The sequence below is a fragment of the Streptomyces sp. NPDC007264 genome (genome assembly GCF_042869095.1).
Taxonomy (GTDB): Bacteria; Actinomycetota; Actinomycetes; order Streptomycetales; family Streptomycetaceae; genus Streptomyces.
This window is the reverse complement of record NZ_JBIAFD010000020.1, coordinates 43556-59433: the sequence shown is the minus strand read 5'-3', so window position 1 is coordinate 59433 and position 15878 is coordinate 43556. Positions and strand designations below refer to the sequence as shown.

The 15878-nt window shown below is 72.6% G+C and carries 12 protein-coding genes; 9 read left to right on the top strand and 3 right to left on the bottom strand.

Features of this window, described 5'->3' with window-relative positions; genetic code table 11:
- The first annotated feature begins 33 nt into the window (after nucleotides 1–33).
- The 6 genes from katG to ACFYMU_RS28315 all read left to right on the top strand — a co-directional run bounded on the left by katG (nucleotide 34) and on the right by ACFYMU_RS28315 (nucleotide 8344).
- Nucleotides 34–2265 carry a catalase/peroxidase HPI gene (katG, locus tag ACFYMU_RS28340; RefSeq protein WP_388378879.1) on the top strand — a complete coding sequence of 744 codons (2232 nt, stop codon included), beginning with the start codon at nucleotides 34–36 and terminating at the stop codon, nucleotides 2263–2265.
- A gap of 381 nt (nucleotides 2266–2646) precedes the next feature.
- Nucleotides 2647–4287, top strand: coding sequence for an alkaline phosphatase D family protein (locus ACFYMU_RS28335; RefSeq protein ID WP_388378877.1), 1641 nt, complete (start codon nucleotides 2647–2649; stop codon nucleotides 4285–4287).
- 329 nt (nucleotides 4288–4616) lie between these two features.
- Nucleotides 4617–6338: a SpoIIE family protein phosphatase gene (locus ACFYMU_RS28330; protein WP_388378875.1), complete on the top strand. Its 1722-nt coding sequence runs from the start codon at nucleotides 4617–4619 to the stop codon at nucleotides 6336–6338.
- A gap of 208 nt (nucleotides 6339–6546) precedes the next feature.
- A complete protein-coding gene (locus ACFYMU_RS28325) occupies nucleotides 6547–7092 on the top strand; it encodes a cysteine hydrolase family protein (protein ID WP_388378872.1) in 546 nt (181 codons plus the stop codon).
- Nucleotides 7089–8009, top strand: coding sequence for a GlxA family transcriptional regulator (locus ACFYMU_RS28320; RefSeq protein ID WP_388378870.1), 921 nt, complete (start codon nucleotides 7089–7091; stop codon nucleotides 8007–8009). Before ACFYMU_RS28325 ends, ACFYMU_RS28320 begins: the two co-directional genes overlap by 4 nt.
- A gap of 110 nt (nucleotides 8010–8119) precedes the next feature.
- A complete protein-coding gene (locus ACFYMU_RS28315) occupies nucleotides 8120–8344 on the top strand; it encodes a hypothetical protein (RefSeq protein ID WP_388378868.1) in 225 nt (74 codons plus the stop codon).
- Nucleotides 8345–8458: 114 nt separating this feature from the next.
- Here ACFYMU_RS28315 and ACFYMU_RS28310 read toward each other — a convergent pair whose 3' ends face one another.
- Both ACFYMU_RS28310 and ACFYMU_RS28305 read right to left on the bottom strand, forming a co-directional pair.
- Nucleotides 8459–9913: a nitronate monooxygenase gene (locus ACFYMU_RS28310; RefSeq protein ID WP_388378865.1), complete on the bottom strand. Its 1455-nt coding sequence runs from the start codon at nucleotides 9911–9913 to the stop codon at nucleotides 8459–8461.
- A gap of 146 nt (nucleotides 9914–10059) precedes the next feature.
- Nucleotides 10060–10647: a TetR/AcrR family transcriptional regulator gene (locus ACFYMU_RS28305; protein WP_388378863.1), complete on the bottom strand. Its 588-nt coding sequence runs from the start codon at nucleotides 10645–10647 to the stop codon at nucleotides 10060–10062.
- Nucleotides 10648–10786: 139 nt separating this feature from the next.
- On the opposite strand from ACFYMU_RS28305, the gene ACFYMU_RS28300 reads away from it, so the two are divergent.
- Both ACFYMU_RS28300 and ACFYMU_RS28295 read left to right on the top strand, forming a co-directional pair.
- Complete coding sequence (locus tag ACFYMU_RS28300) at nucleotides 10787–11971, top strand: NADH:flavin oxidoreductase (protein ID WP_388378860.1); 1185 nt, start codon at nucleotides 10787–10789, stop codon at nucleotides 11969–11971.
- A 290-nt stretch (nucleotides 11972–12261) separates the two neighbouring features.
- Complete coding sequence (locus tag ACFYMU_RS28295) at nucleotides 12262–13263, top strand: ArsR/SmtB family transcription factor (protein WP_388378857.1); 1002 nt, start codon at nucleotides 12262–12264, stop codon at nucleotides 13261–13263.
- A 312-nt stretch (nucleotides 13264–13575) separates the two neighbouring features.
- Here ACFYMU_RS28295 and ACFYMU_RS28290 read toward each other — a convergent pair whose 3' ends face one another.
- Nucleotides 13576–14985 (bottom strand): FAD-dependent oxidoreductase, encoded by a 1410-nt coding sequence (locus ACFYMU_RS28290; RefSeq protein WP_388378854.1) that lies wholly within the window; start codon nucleotides 14983–14985, stop codon nucleotides 13576–13578.
- A 336-nt stretch (nucleotides 14986–15321) separates the two neighbouring features.
- Between ACFYMU_RS28290 and ACFYMU_RS28285 the strand changes: the two genes are divergently transcribed.
- Entirely contained in the window at nucleotides 15322–15831 is a 510-nt protein-coding gene (locus tag ACFYMU_RS28285; protein ID WP_388378852.1) for a GNAT family N-acetyltransferase, read from the top strand.
- Nucleotides 15832–15878 lie beyond the last annotated feature (47 nt).

Here is a 15878-nt window from a genome sequence, read left to right as displayed (position 1 = left end):
GCACCGTGATCCACCTGGTCCGGAAGGATTCCCATGTCTGAGAACCATGATGCAATCGTCGTAGACGCCAAGTCGGAGGGCGGAGGTGGCTGCCCGGTCGCGCACGGGCGCGCTGCGCACCCGACCCAGGGTGGCGGGAACCGCCAGTGGTGGCCGGACCGGCTCAATCTGAAGATCCTCGCCAAGAACCCCGCCGTGGCCAACCCCCTCGGCGAGGACTTCGACTACGCCGAGGCCTTCAAGTCCCTGGACCTGCCGGCCGTGAAGCGGGACATCGCCGAGGTGCTGACCACCTCCCAGGACTGGTGGCCGGCGGACTTCGGCAACTACGGCCCCCTGATCGTCCGCATGGCCTGGCACAGCGCGGGCACCTACCGGATCAGCGACGGCCGCGGTGGCGCCGGCGCCGGCCAGCAGCGCTTCGCCCCGCTCAACAGCTGGCCGGACAACGCCAACCTCGACAAGGCCCGCCGCCTGCTGTGGCCGGTCAAGAAGAAGTACGGCCGGAAGATCTCGTGGGCCGACCTCCTGATCCTCGCCGGCAACGTCGCCCTGGAGACGATGGGCTTCACGACGTTCGGCTTCGGCGGCGGCCGCGAGGACGTGTGGGAGCCGGAGGAGGACGTCTACTGGGGTCCCGAGACCACCTGGCTCGGCGACGAGCGCTACACGGGTGACCGGGAACTGGAGAACCCGCTCGGCGCGGTCCAGATGGGCCTCATCTACGTCAACCCGGAGGGCCCCAACGGAAACCCGGACCCGATCGCCGCGGCCCGCGACATCCGCGAGACCTTCCGCCGCATGGCGATGAACGACGAGGAGACGGTCGCCCTCATCGCGGGCGGTCACACCTTCGGCAAGACCCACGGCGCGGGTCCGGCGGACAACGTGGGCCCGGACCCCGAGGCCGCGTCGCTCGAGGAGCAGGGCCTGGGCTGGAAGAGCTCCTACGGCACCGGCAAGGGCGGTGACACGATCACCAGCGGTCTCGAGGTGACCTGGACGAACACCCCGACGGCCTGGGACAACAGCTTCTTCGAGATCCTGTTCGGCTACGAGTGGGAGCTGTTCAAGAGCCCCGCCGGGGCACACCAGTGGCGGCCGAAGGACGGTGCCGGGGCGGGCACGGTCCCCGACGCGCACGACCCGTCGAAGAGCCACGCCCCGGCGATGCTGACGACCGACCTGGCGCTGCGGTTCGACCCGGTCTACGAGCCGATCTCGCGCCGCTTCCTGGAGAACCCGGACGTGTTCGCGGACGCCTTCGCCCGGGCCTGGTTCAAGCTGACCCACCGCGACATGGGCCCGGTCGTGCGCTACCTCGGCCCGGAGGTCCCGACCGAGACCCTGGTCTGGCAGGACCCGCTGCCGGAGGTGACGCACGAGCTCGTCGACGACGAGGACGTCGCCACCCTCAAGGCCCAGGTTCTCGCCTCGGACCTGTCGGTGTCCCAGCTGGTGTCCACCGCCTGGGCGTCGGCCTCGTCCTTCCGCGGCAGCGACAAGCGCGGCGGCGCCAACGGTGCGCGCATCCGCCTCGAACCGCAGCGTGGCTGGGAGGCCAACGACCCGGACCAGCTGGCGACGGTGCTGCGCACCCTGGAGGGCATCCAGGAGTCCTTCAACGCCGCCCGGAGCGGCGGCAAGCGGATCTCGCTGGCCGACCTGATCGTGCTCGCCGGCGGTGCGGCCGTCGAGAAGGCCGCCAAGGACGCGGGCTACGACGTCCGGGTCCCCTTCACGCCGGGCCGCGCGGACGCGACGCAGGAGCAGACCGACGTGGAGTCGTTCGCCGCGCTCGAGCCGACCGCCGACGGCTTCCGCAACTACCAGGGGAAGGGCAACCGGCTGCCGGCCGAGTACCTGCTGCTCGACCGGGCGAACCTGCTGACCCTGAGCGCCCCCGAGATGACGGCCCTCGTCGGCGGCCTCCGGGTCCTGGGCGCGAACCACCAGCAGTCGCAGCTGGGCGTCCTCACCACCACCCCCGGGTCCCTGACCAACGACTTCTTCGTCAACCTGCTCGACCTGGGCACGACGTGGAAGGCGACGTCCGAGGACGCGACCACGTTCGAGGGCCGCGACGCCGTCACGGGCGAGCTGAAGTGGGCCGGCAGCCGCGCCGACCTCGTCTTCGGCTCGAACTCCGAGCTGCGTGCGCTCGCCGAGGTCTACGCGAGCGACGACGCGAAGGGGAAGTTCGTGAACGACTTCGTCGCGGCGTGGGTCAAGGTCATGAACCTCGACCGGTTCGACCTGGCCTGAGCCTGATCACGACGTCCGGGCCGGCTCTCACGGGCCGGCCCGGACGTCCTCGATGAGGCTGGGACGGGAATCCGTGCGCACGAGCAGGGGCGTCAGACGGGACCGCCGGCGCTGGTGGTCCGTCGCCACGACGTCGTAGGCCATGGCGCCACCCTGCGGCGTGTCCGCACTTTCGGCAAACAAGCTTGCTGACCTGGCAAGGGGGTCGGGTCGCCGCGCGGGCGCCGCGCCGACCGTGCGCCGAGCCGCCGCCCGACCGGGCGCGGGCGCGGCACGGGGAACTCATCCCTTCGCCATGTGATTGTCATGAACGTTCCAGGTTGATGTCGCTCCGGGCCGTTCGAATGCCACCCGGCAACCATCTCGACAGGGAAGGCCCGGATGACACCCGCAACGCGCCCGTCGGACCAAGCCCCCGAACTCCGTGCGGCCGCACGCCATGTCGGCCGTCGCCGCTTCCTGACCGTCACCGGCGCGGCCGCCGCGCTGGCGTTCACGGTGGACCTGCCGACGGCCGGCGTCGCCGGCGCCGCCGAACTCGACGCGCGGCAGCTGTCCGACGACCCGTTCACGCTCGGTGTCGCCTCCGGGGACCCGCTGCCCGGCTCCGTGCTGCTCTGGACCCGGCTGGCGCCCGCCCCCCACCAGGCCGACGGCGGCCTGCCGGCCCGTCGCGTCGCCGTGCAGTGGGAGGTGGCCGCCGACGAGAACTTCCGGCGTGTGCTGCGGCGCGGCACCGTCACCGCGCACCCCGAGTTCAACCACGCCGTCCACGTGGAGGTCCGCGGCCTGCGCGAGAACCGCGTCCACCACTACCGCTTCAAGGCCGGCACCTGGATCAGCCGCACCGGCCGTACGCGCACAGCGCCCGGTCGGGGCAGCAGAGTGTCCGCGCTCACCCTGGGGCTGGTCTCCTGCCAGCGCTACGACCAGGGCCACTACACCGCCTACCGCCACCTGGCCCAGGACGACGTCGACATCGTCTTCCACCTCGGCGACTACCTCTACGAGTACGCCGTCGACTCAAGCGGCGGTGCGCGTTCCTACCCGACCGGTACCGTCCCCGACCTGTACGACCACGAGATGGTGACCCTGGAGGACTACCGACTGCGCTACGGGCTCTACAAGTCGGACCCGGACCTGGCCGCCGCGCACGCCGCCCACCCCTTCGTCGTCACCTGGGACGACCACGAGACGGAGAACAACTACGCCGACGACGTCTCGGAGAACAACGACCCCGTCGAGCAGTTCCTGATCCGCCGGGCCGCCGCGTACCGGGCCTACTGGGAGAACATGCCCTTGCGCAGCCCCCAGCTCCCCGACGGCCCCGACCTGCGGCTCTACCGCCGTCTGCACTGGGGCCGGCTGGCCCAGTTCGACGTCCTCGACACCCGCCAGTACCGCTCGGACCAGGCATACGGCGACGGCTGGCAGTACCCGGGCCCCGAGTCCGAGGACCCCGCCCGCACTCTGACCGGTGACACGCAGGAGCGCTGGCTCCTCGACGGCTGGCGGCGCTCGCGCGCCCTGTGGAACGTGGTGCCCCAGCAGGTCACCTTCTCCCAGCGCCACAACACGACCGCCCTGCCGTCCAAGGTCTCCATGGACTCGTGGGACGGCTGTCCGGCTTCCCGGGAACGGGTCCTCGCGGGTGCGGAGAGCTCGGGCATCGAGAACCTGATGGTGCTCACGGGGGACGTGCACGTGCACTACGCCTTCGACATCAAGCGCGACTTCACCGACCAGAACTCCCGCACCATGGGAACCGAGGTCGTCACCACGTCGATCTCCAGCGGCGGCAACGGGTCGGCGAAACCGTCCAACTGGGCCACCTCCATGGCCGCCAATCCGCACATGAGGTTCTACAACGGCCTGCGCGGCTACGCGACGGTGGAGCTGGGCCGGGACCTGGCGCGCATCGACTTCAAGACGGTGCCCCACGTCACCACCCCCGGCGCACCGCTCACCACGGCCGCCTCCTTCGTGACCGAGGTCGGCGACCAGGGACTGAAACCGGCCTAGGCCCGGTCAGCCGCGCCCGTACGGCCTTCTCCAGGGCCCGCGAGCGCGGGCACGGGGAGGGGCGGCGGTGCGATCGGAACCGTACCGGCGCCCCTCGCGGCGGCGTGGGCGCGCTCCGGGCCATCGATCATTGCGGTCGGGCGCGGAAGGCGACCGCCGCCCTCCCGGGCCGGCGCCGCCCTCCCCGCACAGCCCCGGCCGCCGCGGGGAAAGTCGCAGGCCGACGGGCCGTCTGGCGTGTCACCACCCCTCGGACGGGGAACTCCGAGCAACGAGGCAGGAGCGGACGTCGACCGCAGGGGGTCCTCCCGCGACGAGGAGGCAGGCGCATGACGGACCCCGAGGCAGCGGCCACGACGGGTGCGGGACCCCCGGAGAACGGGTGGGGCGCGCTCGCCACGGTGCTGGACGCTCTGGGCGCCGGTGCCTACCTGGCGGACCAGCAGGGCTGCATCATCGGCGTCAACACCGCGGCCGAGCAGCTTCTGGGCCGACCCGCCGAAGCCCTGATCGGCCACGACTCCCATGACCTGCTGCACCGTGACCGCCACGGCGCACACGTGCCGAGAGCCCAGTGCTGTGTGCGCGAGACCTCGCTCGCCGGCCACACGGCCCAGGGCACCGACGAGTGGATGGAGTGCGGCGACGGCTCCCTGCTGCACGTCGACTGGCTGGCCACGCCCTGCGGCATCCCCGCCGGCCCCGAGGCCACGCTCGTGCTCTTCCATCCCTGCGCCGACGACACCACGCCCGGCGAGCCGGAGCCCCGCCCCACCGCCTCGCTGTCCGAGCTGGACCGTCTGGCGCTGCTCGCCGAGACGACCACACAGCTGACCTCCACGCTGGACGTGGACGAGGCACTGTGCCGCCTGGTCGCCCTGACGGTGCCCCGGCTGGCGGACTGGGCGGTCGTCGACCTGATCACCGAGCGCGACGAGGTGTGGCGCTTCGCCGTCACGCACGCGGAGCACGACACCCTGGCGCACCGCCGAGACCTCCAGGGACCGCTGCCGCCCGTGCCCGAACAGTCCGCGCTGCCCCTGGCCCGGGCGCTGCGCGGCGTGGCGTCGGCGCTGGTGGGGCCCGAGACCTACCGGGGCCCACCGGACTCGGGCATGGCGGCCGAACAGCGTCACCTGTTCGAGGCGACCGGCATGCACTCCGCGGCCACGGTCCCGATCCACGGTCTGCGGGACGTGCTGGGAGCCCTGACCCTCGGCCGCTCCGAGCAGCCCCAGCCGTTCACGGCCGCCGACCTGGTGCTGCTGGAGGACATCGCACGCCGCGCGGGACTGGCCCTGGACAACGCCCGCCTCTTCCAGCAGCAACGGCGGGTCGCCGAGACCATGCAGCGTCACCTGCTGCCCCAGCTGCCGCTGGTGCCCGGCCTGGAGATGACCGCGCGATACCTTCCCGCACCCGACGCCTCGCAGGTCGGCGGGGACTGGTACGACGCCTTCACCCTGGTGGACGGCGCCACCGCCGTGGTCATCGGAGACGTCGTCGGCCACGACCTGGACGCCGCGGCCGGCATGGCGCAGCTCCGCAACATGCTCCGGGCCTACGCCTGGGCGCAGCACGAGCCACCCAGCAAGATCGTCGAGTGGCTCGACCACGCCTGCCAGCACATCGCGGAGGTCCCCATGGCCACCATGATCTTCGCCAGGATCACCGTGGCCGACGACGGGCACTGCGAGCTGACCTGGACCAACGCGGGACATCCACCGCCCTTGCTGATCACCCACGACGGCCTGGCCCGCTACCTCACCGGCGGCCACGGCCTCATCCTGGGCACCGCCGTCCGCGAGGCCCGCGCCGACGCGACGGTGATCCTGCCACCCGGATCCACGCTGCTGCTGTACACCGACGGCCTCGTCGAGTCCCGGGACCACTCCCTCGACGAGGGACTCTCCCGGCTGAGCCGGCACGCCGCTGCCCTCGCCCACCGTCCCCTGAAGCCCTTCACCGATCAACTCCTCGACCGGGCCCGTCCGCCCCGCAACGACGACGACGTCGCCCTGCTCGCCCTCCGCATCCCCCTCGAGACCTGACCGCGGGACGGGTCGGGACGCCGTGCGGCATCCGGCCCCGTGGTACGGCCCGTCCGCGCCGTGTACGGCCCCGCGAGGGCCCGTACCACGGCACTGCGGCGACGGGCCGACGACCGGGTCGGTGGCCTCACCGCATGACCGGATCGTTCCGTCACGGGCCCTGATCGGGACTACGGCGGATGAGCCGTACCTGGTCACAATGGGTGCCATGAATCGCGCACTGATCGTCGTCGATGTCCAGGAATCGTTCCGCGCCCACCCCCTGTGGGACCGGATCTCCAACCCGAAGATCGCCGAGTCCGTCAACCGGCTGGTCGCCCTGGCCCGCGCCGCCGGAGACCTGATCGTCTGGGTGCTGGACACCGAACCGGGCTCCGGAGGGGTCTTCGACCCGGCGTCGGGCCACGTCCGCCTGCTGGAAGAGCTGGACGGCCCGCGGCCGGGCGAGCCGGTGCTCCGCAAGACGTCCCACAACGCCTTCACCACGACCAACCTCCAGCAACTGCTCACCGAGGCGGGCATCCGGGAGGTGCGGGTGTGCGGCATCCGCACCGAGCAGTGTGTGGAGACCACCACCCGCGTGGGCAGCGATCTCGGCTACCGCATGGTGTTCGTCACCGACGCCACCGCCACGCACCCCATCGGCGACCTCGGCACCGATGCGATCATCGAGCGTACCGAGGCGGTCCTGCGCGACCGGTTCGCCCGTATCGCCACGGTGGCCGAACTGGAGGCGGAGGCGGCAGGGGCGTGATCCGCGTCGTCTTCGTGCTGCTGCCCGGCGTGCACCTCCTCGATCTGGCGGGTCCCGCGCAGGTCTTCGGCACGGCGGCGCAGTTCGGGCGGCCGTACGAGCTGGCGTACGTCGCCGAGCACGCGCAGGTCCTCAGCGCCCAGGGGCTGCCGCTGGTCGCGGACACCGAGTGGCCCTCGCTGGAGGCCGGCGACCTCCTCGTGGTGCCGGGCTGGCGAGGGCCGACCCTGCGTGACGGCCCCGCCATCGGCGACGACGTGCTGCTGCGGCTGCGCGCCCACCACCTGGCCGGCGGCACGGTCGCCAGCGTGTGCGCCGGGGCGGAGGCGCTCGGCCGGGCGGGACTGCTCGACGGGCGACGCTGCACCACCCACCACGACGTGCAGGAGGAATTGGCGTCCCGCCATCCGCGGGCGACCGTGGTACGGGACGTGCTGTTCACCACCGACGACCGCGTGGTCACGTCGGCGGGCATCGCCAGCGGCATCGACCTCGCCCTGCACCTGGTGTCCGTGCGGTACGGCCCCGGGCTCGCCGCCCGCGTGGCCCGGGAGATGGTCGTCCACGCCCGCCGCAACGGCCACGAGCCCCAGGCCAGCGCCATGCTGCGGTACCGGGCCCACCTGGACGACGCCGTGCACCGCGTCCAGGACCTGATCGACGACCGTTTCACCGAACCGCTGCCCCTGACCACCTTGGCGGCACACGCCGGTGTCAGTGCGCGCACCCTCACCCGCCGGTTCGCGCGTGCCACCCAGGGCCTCACCCCCCTGCGCTACCAGCAGACCCTGCGGCTGGAGCGGGCCGAACACCTGCTGGGCCACGGCGCCACCGCGGAGGCCGCGGCCCGCGAGGTGGGATTCGAGGACGCCAGGATGCTGCGCCGCCTGCGCCACCGCCCCACTGTCCGGTCCTGAGCCGCCGCCCGTCGGTGGAATGAGGGGCCGTCAGGTCCAACGGCTCACGCCACCGGTAGAGTTGAGGGACCCGGCGGGCATGGGGCGGCCCGACGTGGAAAGGGGAGGTCATGGAAGTGATCTGCGGGCTGGGCGTGGGATTCGCGGTCTCCTTCGGCCTGGCTCACGGGGATGTCCTCCACGGGGGGTGGCTGTTCTTCGTGTTCGTCGTGGTCTCCATCGCGGCGACGGTCATGTTCGCGGCCATGGACCACTGGGCGACCCACGGCAGCGGCAACCCCTCGGAGAGTGACTCCGACGGCGGTTACAGCTGCGGCGGCGGCCACGACTACTGACCGCCGAGGCCGCTCGCCCCTGCCCCTGTGCCATCGGTTCTCGGCCCGGCGGCGGCCGGGCGGCGGACCGGAGGCCGGCGGACCGATGCCGCCCGGCCCGCCGGCCTCCGCACGCTACGGGCGGGCGGCGGGGGACACCCCCGAGGAAAGCCAGCGCACCACCGATTCCGCGCTGTAGGGGGCGCCGTCCGGCGCGATCCGGGGGAGGAAGCCCAGGTCCTGCCCGATGGTGACGATGGGGGGTTCCACATAGCCGTGGGGCCGCCGCTGCCCGAGCCCGATGGCGGCGAGCAGCCCGTTGCACAGGCACTGCCGCCCCTCCGTCTGTTCGACGGCACCGCCCTTGCGGAGATAGGCGACCTTGGGTTCGGCCGGGCAGCGGTAGCCGACGCCACCACGCTCTGTGCGGTAGGGGGTGCGCAGATATCCCAGGTCGCAGACCCGCCGACGGGCGGCACCGACGCCCGGATCGGAGAGCGTGCCCGGCAGGTCGGCGACCTTGAAGGGGAACGAGGTGGGGGATGCCGCCGGGTCGTTGCGGGCGACCGACGCCGAGCGCAGCCCGCGCTCGGTCAGCTCCCGCCGCAGCTGTGGATCGAGCCCCGACTCCTCGCAGAGGGCGAAGACGCTGCCCAGTTGGACTCCGGCGGCGCCGGCCGCCCGTGCCTGCGCGACCCGCTCGGGACCGCACTGGCCGCCGGCGACCCAGAACGGCAGGCCGAGAGCGGCCATCTTCGCCAGGTCCGGGATGTCCTTGGGACCGTAGACCGGTTCCCCGTTCTCGTCCAGCCGCAGCGGCCCGCGCGGCGGGGCGCTGTGGCCGCCCGCGGTGTGACCCTCGACGACGAAGCCGTCCGGCCGGGTCTCCTCGGAGCGGTTGAGGTACGAGGCCAGCACCGGCAGCGACACGATGGCCAGCACGTCCGGGCGGCGCAGGTCCCCCACGTCGACCCCGCGCAGGACGGAGGCGGGATCGAAGTGCTGCTGCCAGGGCTTGTCGTCCCCCTCGACGGTCACCTCGGCGGTGACGGGCTGCTTGAGGGTCAGCAGGGTGGCGAGCGAAGGAATCTGGGCCGGGATGCCCGCGCCGACCAGGACGTAGTCCACCCCCGCAAGGATCGCGCCGAACATGGCGGGGACCGTGGCGAGCTGGACCTTCTCCAGGTAGTTGATGCCGATCGGTCCGCTGTGGCCCTCCTTGGCGAGCCACACCTCGCAGAAGTTGCCCACGATGGTCAGCAGTTGGGCGGGGCAGTCGTCGTCGGCCCGCATCCGCGGGGTGGCGAGGAACCGCTCGCCGTCCTCGATCCCGCCCTCGACGAAGTACCGCTCGCGTACGGCGTCGGCGATCTCCGCGACGGGGAAGGCCGCCAGCGCCCGGCGGATGTGTCCACCGGGGTCGCCGTTCTGCAGCACCCGGGCCACCACGGTGTCCAGCGCGGTCCCCGAGACGACCCCGAGCTGTCCGGTGCGCCCGACGGCCCGGGCGAGTCGCCATCCCGACACCCCGATGCCCATACCGCCCTGGATGAGCCATGGGCGCTCGGTTGTCTGCTGGGTTGTGCTCACGGGTCCTCGCTCTGTGTTGCCGAACTGGGCACGCCTACCTACGGCCCCGTAACCTACGGGACCGTAAGAACGTACCAGGGGATCCTCCCCTTCCCGTGAGCGGGCCTGGTAGGGCCGTCCAGCCGGGGCGGGGGGACCGAACGGCCCTATCCGTGCAGGGGAGGGGCGGTCAGTCCGGCGAGCACGAAGGCGACGACCGTCTCCGTGCGCGGAAACCCCGAGGGCTCCGCGGGCATCTTGGTCAGGGGCCGCCCGTAGGTCTCCATCACCAGGCTGAACGCGAGACGGCAGCGCTCGGTGACCTCCCGGGGCGACAGGCCGGGCAGCGCACGCCCGATCAGCACCTCGAAGGGTGCCGGCGCGAAGAGGGAGGAGACATGGGGGAGCCGGCCCGTCGGCAGGGCCGAGCGGGCCAGCAGATGGCAGAGCACCCGGCCGTCCCGGGTGCTCACCAGTTCGGCGAAGGGCTCGACCAGCGCCGCCACCAGGTCGCGTACGTCAGGAGAGCCGGACAGGGCCCGCATCCGCTCGGTCCACAAGGGACGCAACTCCCGTTCCAGGAGCGCGGACACCAGCCCCTCGCGGGAGCCGAAGTGATAGTGGACCGCCCCGGGATTCAGCCCGGCGGTCGCGTTGACCGAGCGGAGCGAGACCTGGTCGGCGCCCTTTTCCAGGAACAGTTGCTTGGCCGCGGTGAGGAGACGTTCTCGGGTGGGAGCGTCCGGATGGCTCATGGACGTCATTGCACCACAGCCGCCGCCATCACTGTTCAATCACTGATTGATATGTGATTGAATCCCGCTCCGCACGCGAACGCCCAGCACTCCGCCCCACGCAGGTGACCTGCCGGCCCACCACGCCCCGGGAGACCCCATGACCTCACCCGCACTGTTCGAGCCCGCGCGCCTCGGCCCCCTGACGCTGCGCAACCGGTTCATCAAGGCGGCCACGTTCGAAGGCATGACCAGAGGCGCCCAGGTCGGCGACGAGCTGATCGAGTTCCACCGCCGGCACGCGGCCGGGGGCGTGGCGCTGACCACCGTCGCCTACTGCGCCGTCGCGCCGGAGGGCAGGACCGAGCGCCACCAACTCTGGATGCGCCCCGACGCGCTCCCCGGCCTGCGCCGGCTCACCGACGCCGTACACGCCGAGGGCGCAGCCGTGTCGGCCCAGATCGGCCACGCCGGACCCGTGGCCGACGGTCGCTCCAACGGCCTGCCAGCCCTCGGCCCCTCCCGCTCCTTCAGCGCCCAGGCGCTGCGCATGGTCCGCGGGGCGAGTCAGGACGACATCGAGCGCATCACACGTGCCCACGCCGAAGCCGCGCTCCTCGCGATCGACGCCGGCTTCGACGCGGTGGAGATCCACCTGGGGCACAACTACTTCGCCAGTTCCTTCCTGAGTCCCCGGATCAACCGGCGCGGGGACGCGTACGGCGGCTCGCTCGCCAACCGAGCCAAGGTCGCCCGCGACGCCGCCCGCGCGGTCCGTGAGGCGGTGGGCGACCGCATCGCCGTCCTCGCCAAACTGAACATGGACGACGGTGTGCCGGGCGGGCTGTGGCTCGACGAGAGCCTTCAGGTGGCGCAGTGGCTCCAGGCCGACGGCAGCGTCGACGCGCTGGAGCTGACCGCGGGCAGCTCGCTGCTCAATCCGATGTACCTGTTCCGTGGCGAGGCACCGCTGGAGGAGTTCGCGGCGGCGATGCGCAATCCGGTCGTCCGTCTGGGCGTGCGCGCGGTGGGCAAGCGGTTCCTGCGCGCCTACCCCTATCAGGAGGCGTATCTCCTGGACAGCGCCCGGCAGTTCCGGGCCGCTCTCGACCTGCCGCTCGTCCTTCTCGGCGGCATCTCCCGACGCACGACCGCGGAACGGGCCATGGCGGAGGGCTTCCAGTTCGTGGCGATGGCTCGCGCGCTGCTGCGGGAGCCCGATCTGGTCGCCCGGATGGAGAAGGACGGCGACACGCGGTCCCTGTGCATCCACTGCAACAAGTGCATGCCGACCATCTTCAGCGGCACCCACTGCGTCCTGGCGACCGACAGGGCCGCCTCCTGAGCCGAGACGGTGTCCGGCACACCGGACTGAGCCGAGACGGTGTCCGGCACGCCGGAGCCGGAGAGCCGCCGGGGCGAGGCGCTCCACGTCCCGGCCTGCGCGCCGGTGGCACCGTGCCCGGCGGTCCCGCCGCACGGTCACCGACCGCCCGCGGGCCTCCGCGGCCCATCCGCACAGTGTTTTGCGTCACCCGGTCGCCGCCATGTATCCGTCAAACGTGTGACGCGCATAGACTCCGTCCGCGGTCCGGCGCCGGCGCGCCGGCGGATGCGACGACCACGGGAGTGCGCGTGCTGCGGGTGGACCTCACCGGCCAGGAACTGTCCCGGCTGCGGATCGCCGAACGGACCGATCCGCTGTGGGAGACCGCGCTCAGCCTCCACCTGCTGCAGAGCCGGGACACCACGCTCGTGTTCGAACCCTGGCGGCGCGAGGTCGCCGAGTCACTGCGCCGCGCCGGACTCCTCCCGGCGACCCGTGCCCTGATGCACCTGTGCCCGGCGGCCTCCTACTTCCCCGACTTCCTCACCCCGGGCTGCGGCGACGCCGACCTGGACACCGCCCTGGAGCGCATCATGGCGACCCCGCGTCGCCGCCTGCTGGCCGAACTCACCCGCCTGTACCACCGCAGCCGGACCCCCGTCCCGCGCGGCGTGCGGCTCCTGGCCCAGGGCCGTCCCGAGGCGCTCGCCCGTCTGGGCCGCTGGGTGCGCGACTACTACACCATCGCCGTCGAGCCGTACACGGCCGCGATCCGCGCCGAGGCCGCCGTCGACCGCGCCGTCCGGGCCGAAGCCGTTCTGCACCGGGGAACCGAGGGCCTGCTCACCGGATTCGGTGCCCAGCCCGGCTGGCGCTACGAGAGCGGCACACTGCGCACCCCGTACCCGCTCAAGCGTGAACTGCGCCTGCACGGAAGGGTCCTGACTCTCGTTCCGGCCTTCTTCTGTGTCCGCGCACCGCTCGCGCTGGTGGACGAGACGCTGCCTCAGGTCCTGGTGTACCCGCTCTCGCCGGCCCCCGGCTGGCTGGAGCGCTCTCGCCACGGCGGCCCCGCTTCCTGCGCCGCCCAGCTGATCGGGGCCTCCCGTGCCCGCCTGCTGGAGCTGCTGGACGGCCCCATGACGACCACCGGCATGGCCGCCGCCCTGGACCTCGCACCCTCCACCACCAGCCGCCATCTGTCGGTCCTGCGGGAAGCCGGACTGCTGGTCTCCCGCCGTGAGGGCATGCATGTCCTGCACCACCGCACCCGGCTGGGGGAGGCGTTGCTGGCCGGCACGGTGCGGTGACGGCGGCGAGGCGGCGAGGCGTCGACCGGCTCGCCGCCCGAGGGCGGTGCCGCAGGACGAGCAGGGCGCTGCGGCCGGCGCCGGCCGGCCTGCGTTCACGAGAGGCGCCGGGGCCGTCGGAGCGGGCTCGTGGGCGCCGCCGCGATCCGGGTCGTCGGGGACGGCGCGCGTCCCGGGGTGCGGCACCGGGCGCTGTCCCTGGCCACGACCGGTCGTGGCGGGATGCCCACCAGCCCCGCGAGTCGGATCGTGGTGGGGTGCCCACCAGCCCCGCGAGCCGGTCGTGGCCCCACGCGCACGTCCCGGGGTCGGTCACGAGCCGCCGCAGCAGCCGCCCGCCGGAGCCTCTTCGACGGGGACCGCGGCCACGGTCGCGGTCGGTGCGCCGAGCTGGACGAGCTGCGGTGCGGGAGCGCAGCAGCCTCCGCCCGTGGCGTCGTCCGCCTCCGGGTCGTCGAAGAGACCGGCCCCGCCGCACACGCCGGTCTCGGGCAGGCTGAGTTCGACGCGGTCGGCGGCCTCCAGGTCCCCGGCGACGGCGGCGACGACGGAGCGGACCTGCTCGTAGCCCGTCATGGCCAGGAACGTCGGGGCGCGGCCGTAGGACTTCATGCCGACGAGGTAGAAGTCCTGTTCCGGGTGCGAGAGTTCGCGGTGGCCATGGGGGTAGACCGTGCCGCAGGAGTGCTGGTTGGGATCGATCAGCGGGGCCAGGGCGGCGGGGGCCTGGAGACGCTCGTCCAGGTTCAGGCGGACCTCCGACAGGAACGACAGGTCGGGCCGGAACCCGGTCAGCACGATCACTTCGTCCACCGGCTCCAGCCGCCGGCCGTCCTCGCCGACCAGCACGAGGCGTCCGTCGGTGTGCCGTTCGATCGCCTCGGTGCGGAAGCCGGTGACCGCGTCGGCATGCCCCTCGTCGACGGCTGCCCTCGCCGCCAGGCCCAGGGCGCCGCGTGCGGGCAACTGGTCGGCCGTGCCGCCGCCGAAGGTGGAGCCCGAGATGCCCCGGCGCAGGATCCACAGCGCCTTCGTACCGGCACCGTCGTCGGAGCCGGCCAGGTCGGCGAGGAGGACGAGCGCCGTGAACGCGGAGGCGCCGGAGCCGATCACGGCGGTGCGCCTGCCCGCGTACCGGGCGCGGACGGCCGGGTCCCTGAGGTCGGGGACACGGTAGGCGACGTGGTCGGCCGCGGCCTTCTCGCCGAGCGCGGGCAGACCGTCGGCGCCGGCCGGGGACGGCGTGGTCCAGGTTCCGGAGGCGTCGATGACGGCGCGGGCGAAGATCCGCTCTTCGCGGCCCTCGGCATGGGTGACGTGTACGACGAAGGGCTGGGCCTCGCGGTCGGCGTCGACGATCCGGTCGCGGCCGGCTCGGGAGACACCGGTGACGGTGACGCCCAGGCGTACGCGGTCGCCGAGGGCGTCGGCGAGCGGCTGCAGGTACTGCTCGGCCCAGTCGCCGCCCGAGGGGTAGGCGGCCGGGTCGGGACGCGTCCAGTCGGTCGCAGCGAGCAGCTTCTCGGCGGCCGTGTCCACCACTTCGGCCCAGGTGGAGAACAGCCGCACATGCGACCACTCGCGCACGGTGGTACCGGCGGCGGGGCCGGCTTCCAGGACGAGCGGGGTGAGGCCGCGGTCGACGAGGTGGGCGGCGGCGGCCAGACCGGCCGGTCCGGCTCCGATCACGACGACGGGCAGCTCGGCGGTGGGCGCGTTCACGGCGACTCCTCTGTTGTTTCGATGTCTGTCGATATCCCGGGGTGACCAGCATGCCAGTCTGTTTCGACGTACGTCAACATAGACGCACGTCGAAGCGTGGGCCCGCTTCACGTTCCGTGTCGGCCCGCCTCGCCTCTCCGGCCCGATGCGCCGTCTGTGCCCGTCGCCCACCTGGTTCGACATATGTCAACATAGACGTGTGTCGAATGCCTGTCTCGAGTCCGAGGGTGCTTCCGCTGGAGCCCGCCGACCGCCGCGCCCTGCTGCCTGCGGGGGTTCCCTGACGGCGCCGGCCGTGGCATGACGCCCAGCGAGAAGAGGGAGAAGGAGCCGCAGTTGAGCAGCGCAGCCGTGAGCGCGGTGATCGTGCCGCTGACCGCCGAGCACGCCGAGCAGGTCCTGGCCATTTACCAGATCGGCATCGACGAGGGCAACGCCACCTTCGAGACCAGCGCGCCGACCTGGGAGGCGTTCGACGCGTCGAAACTGGCGGAGCACCGCTTCGCCGCCCTGGACGAGGACGGGGCGGTGCTGGGCTGGGTCGCGGCGACCAGGGTCTCCGACCGGTGCGCGTACGCCGGAGTGGTCGAGCACTCCGTCTACGTCCACCCCGCCGCCCGGGGCCGTGGTGTCGCCTCGGCCCTGCTGAAGGCGTTGATCGACTCCACCGAGCGGGCCGGTGTCTGGACCGTCCAGTCCGGGATCTTCCCCGAGAACACCGCCAGTCTCGCCGTCCACCGGCGCGTCGGCTTCCGAGTCATCGGGACGCGGGAGCGCATCGGGCGCCACCACGGCGTCTGGCGCGACGTCCTCCTCGTCGAGCGCCGCAGCCCGGCCGTCTCCTAGCCGTCCGGCTCCCGTCCTCGGCGGTGCGGCGGCGCAGGACCCGGCGG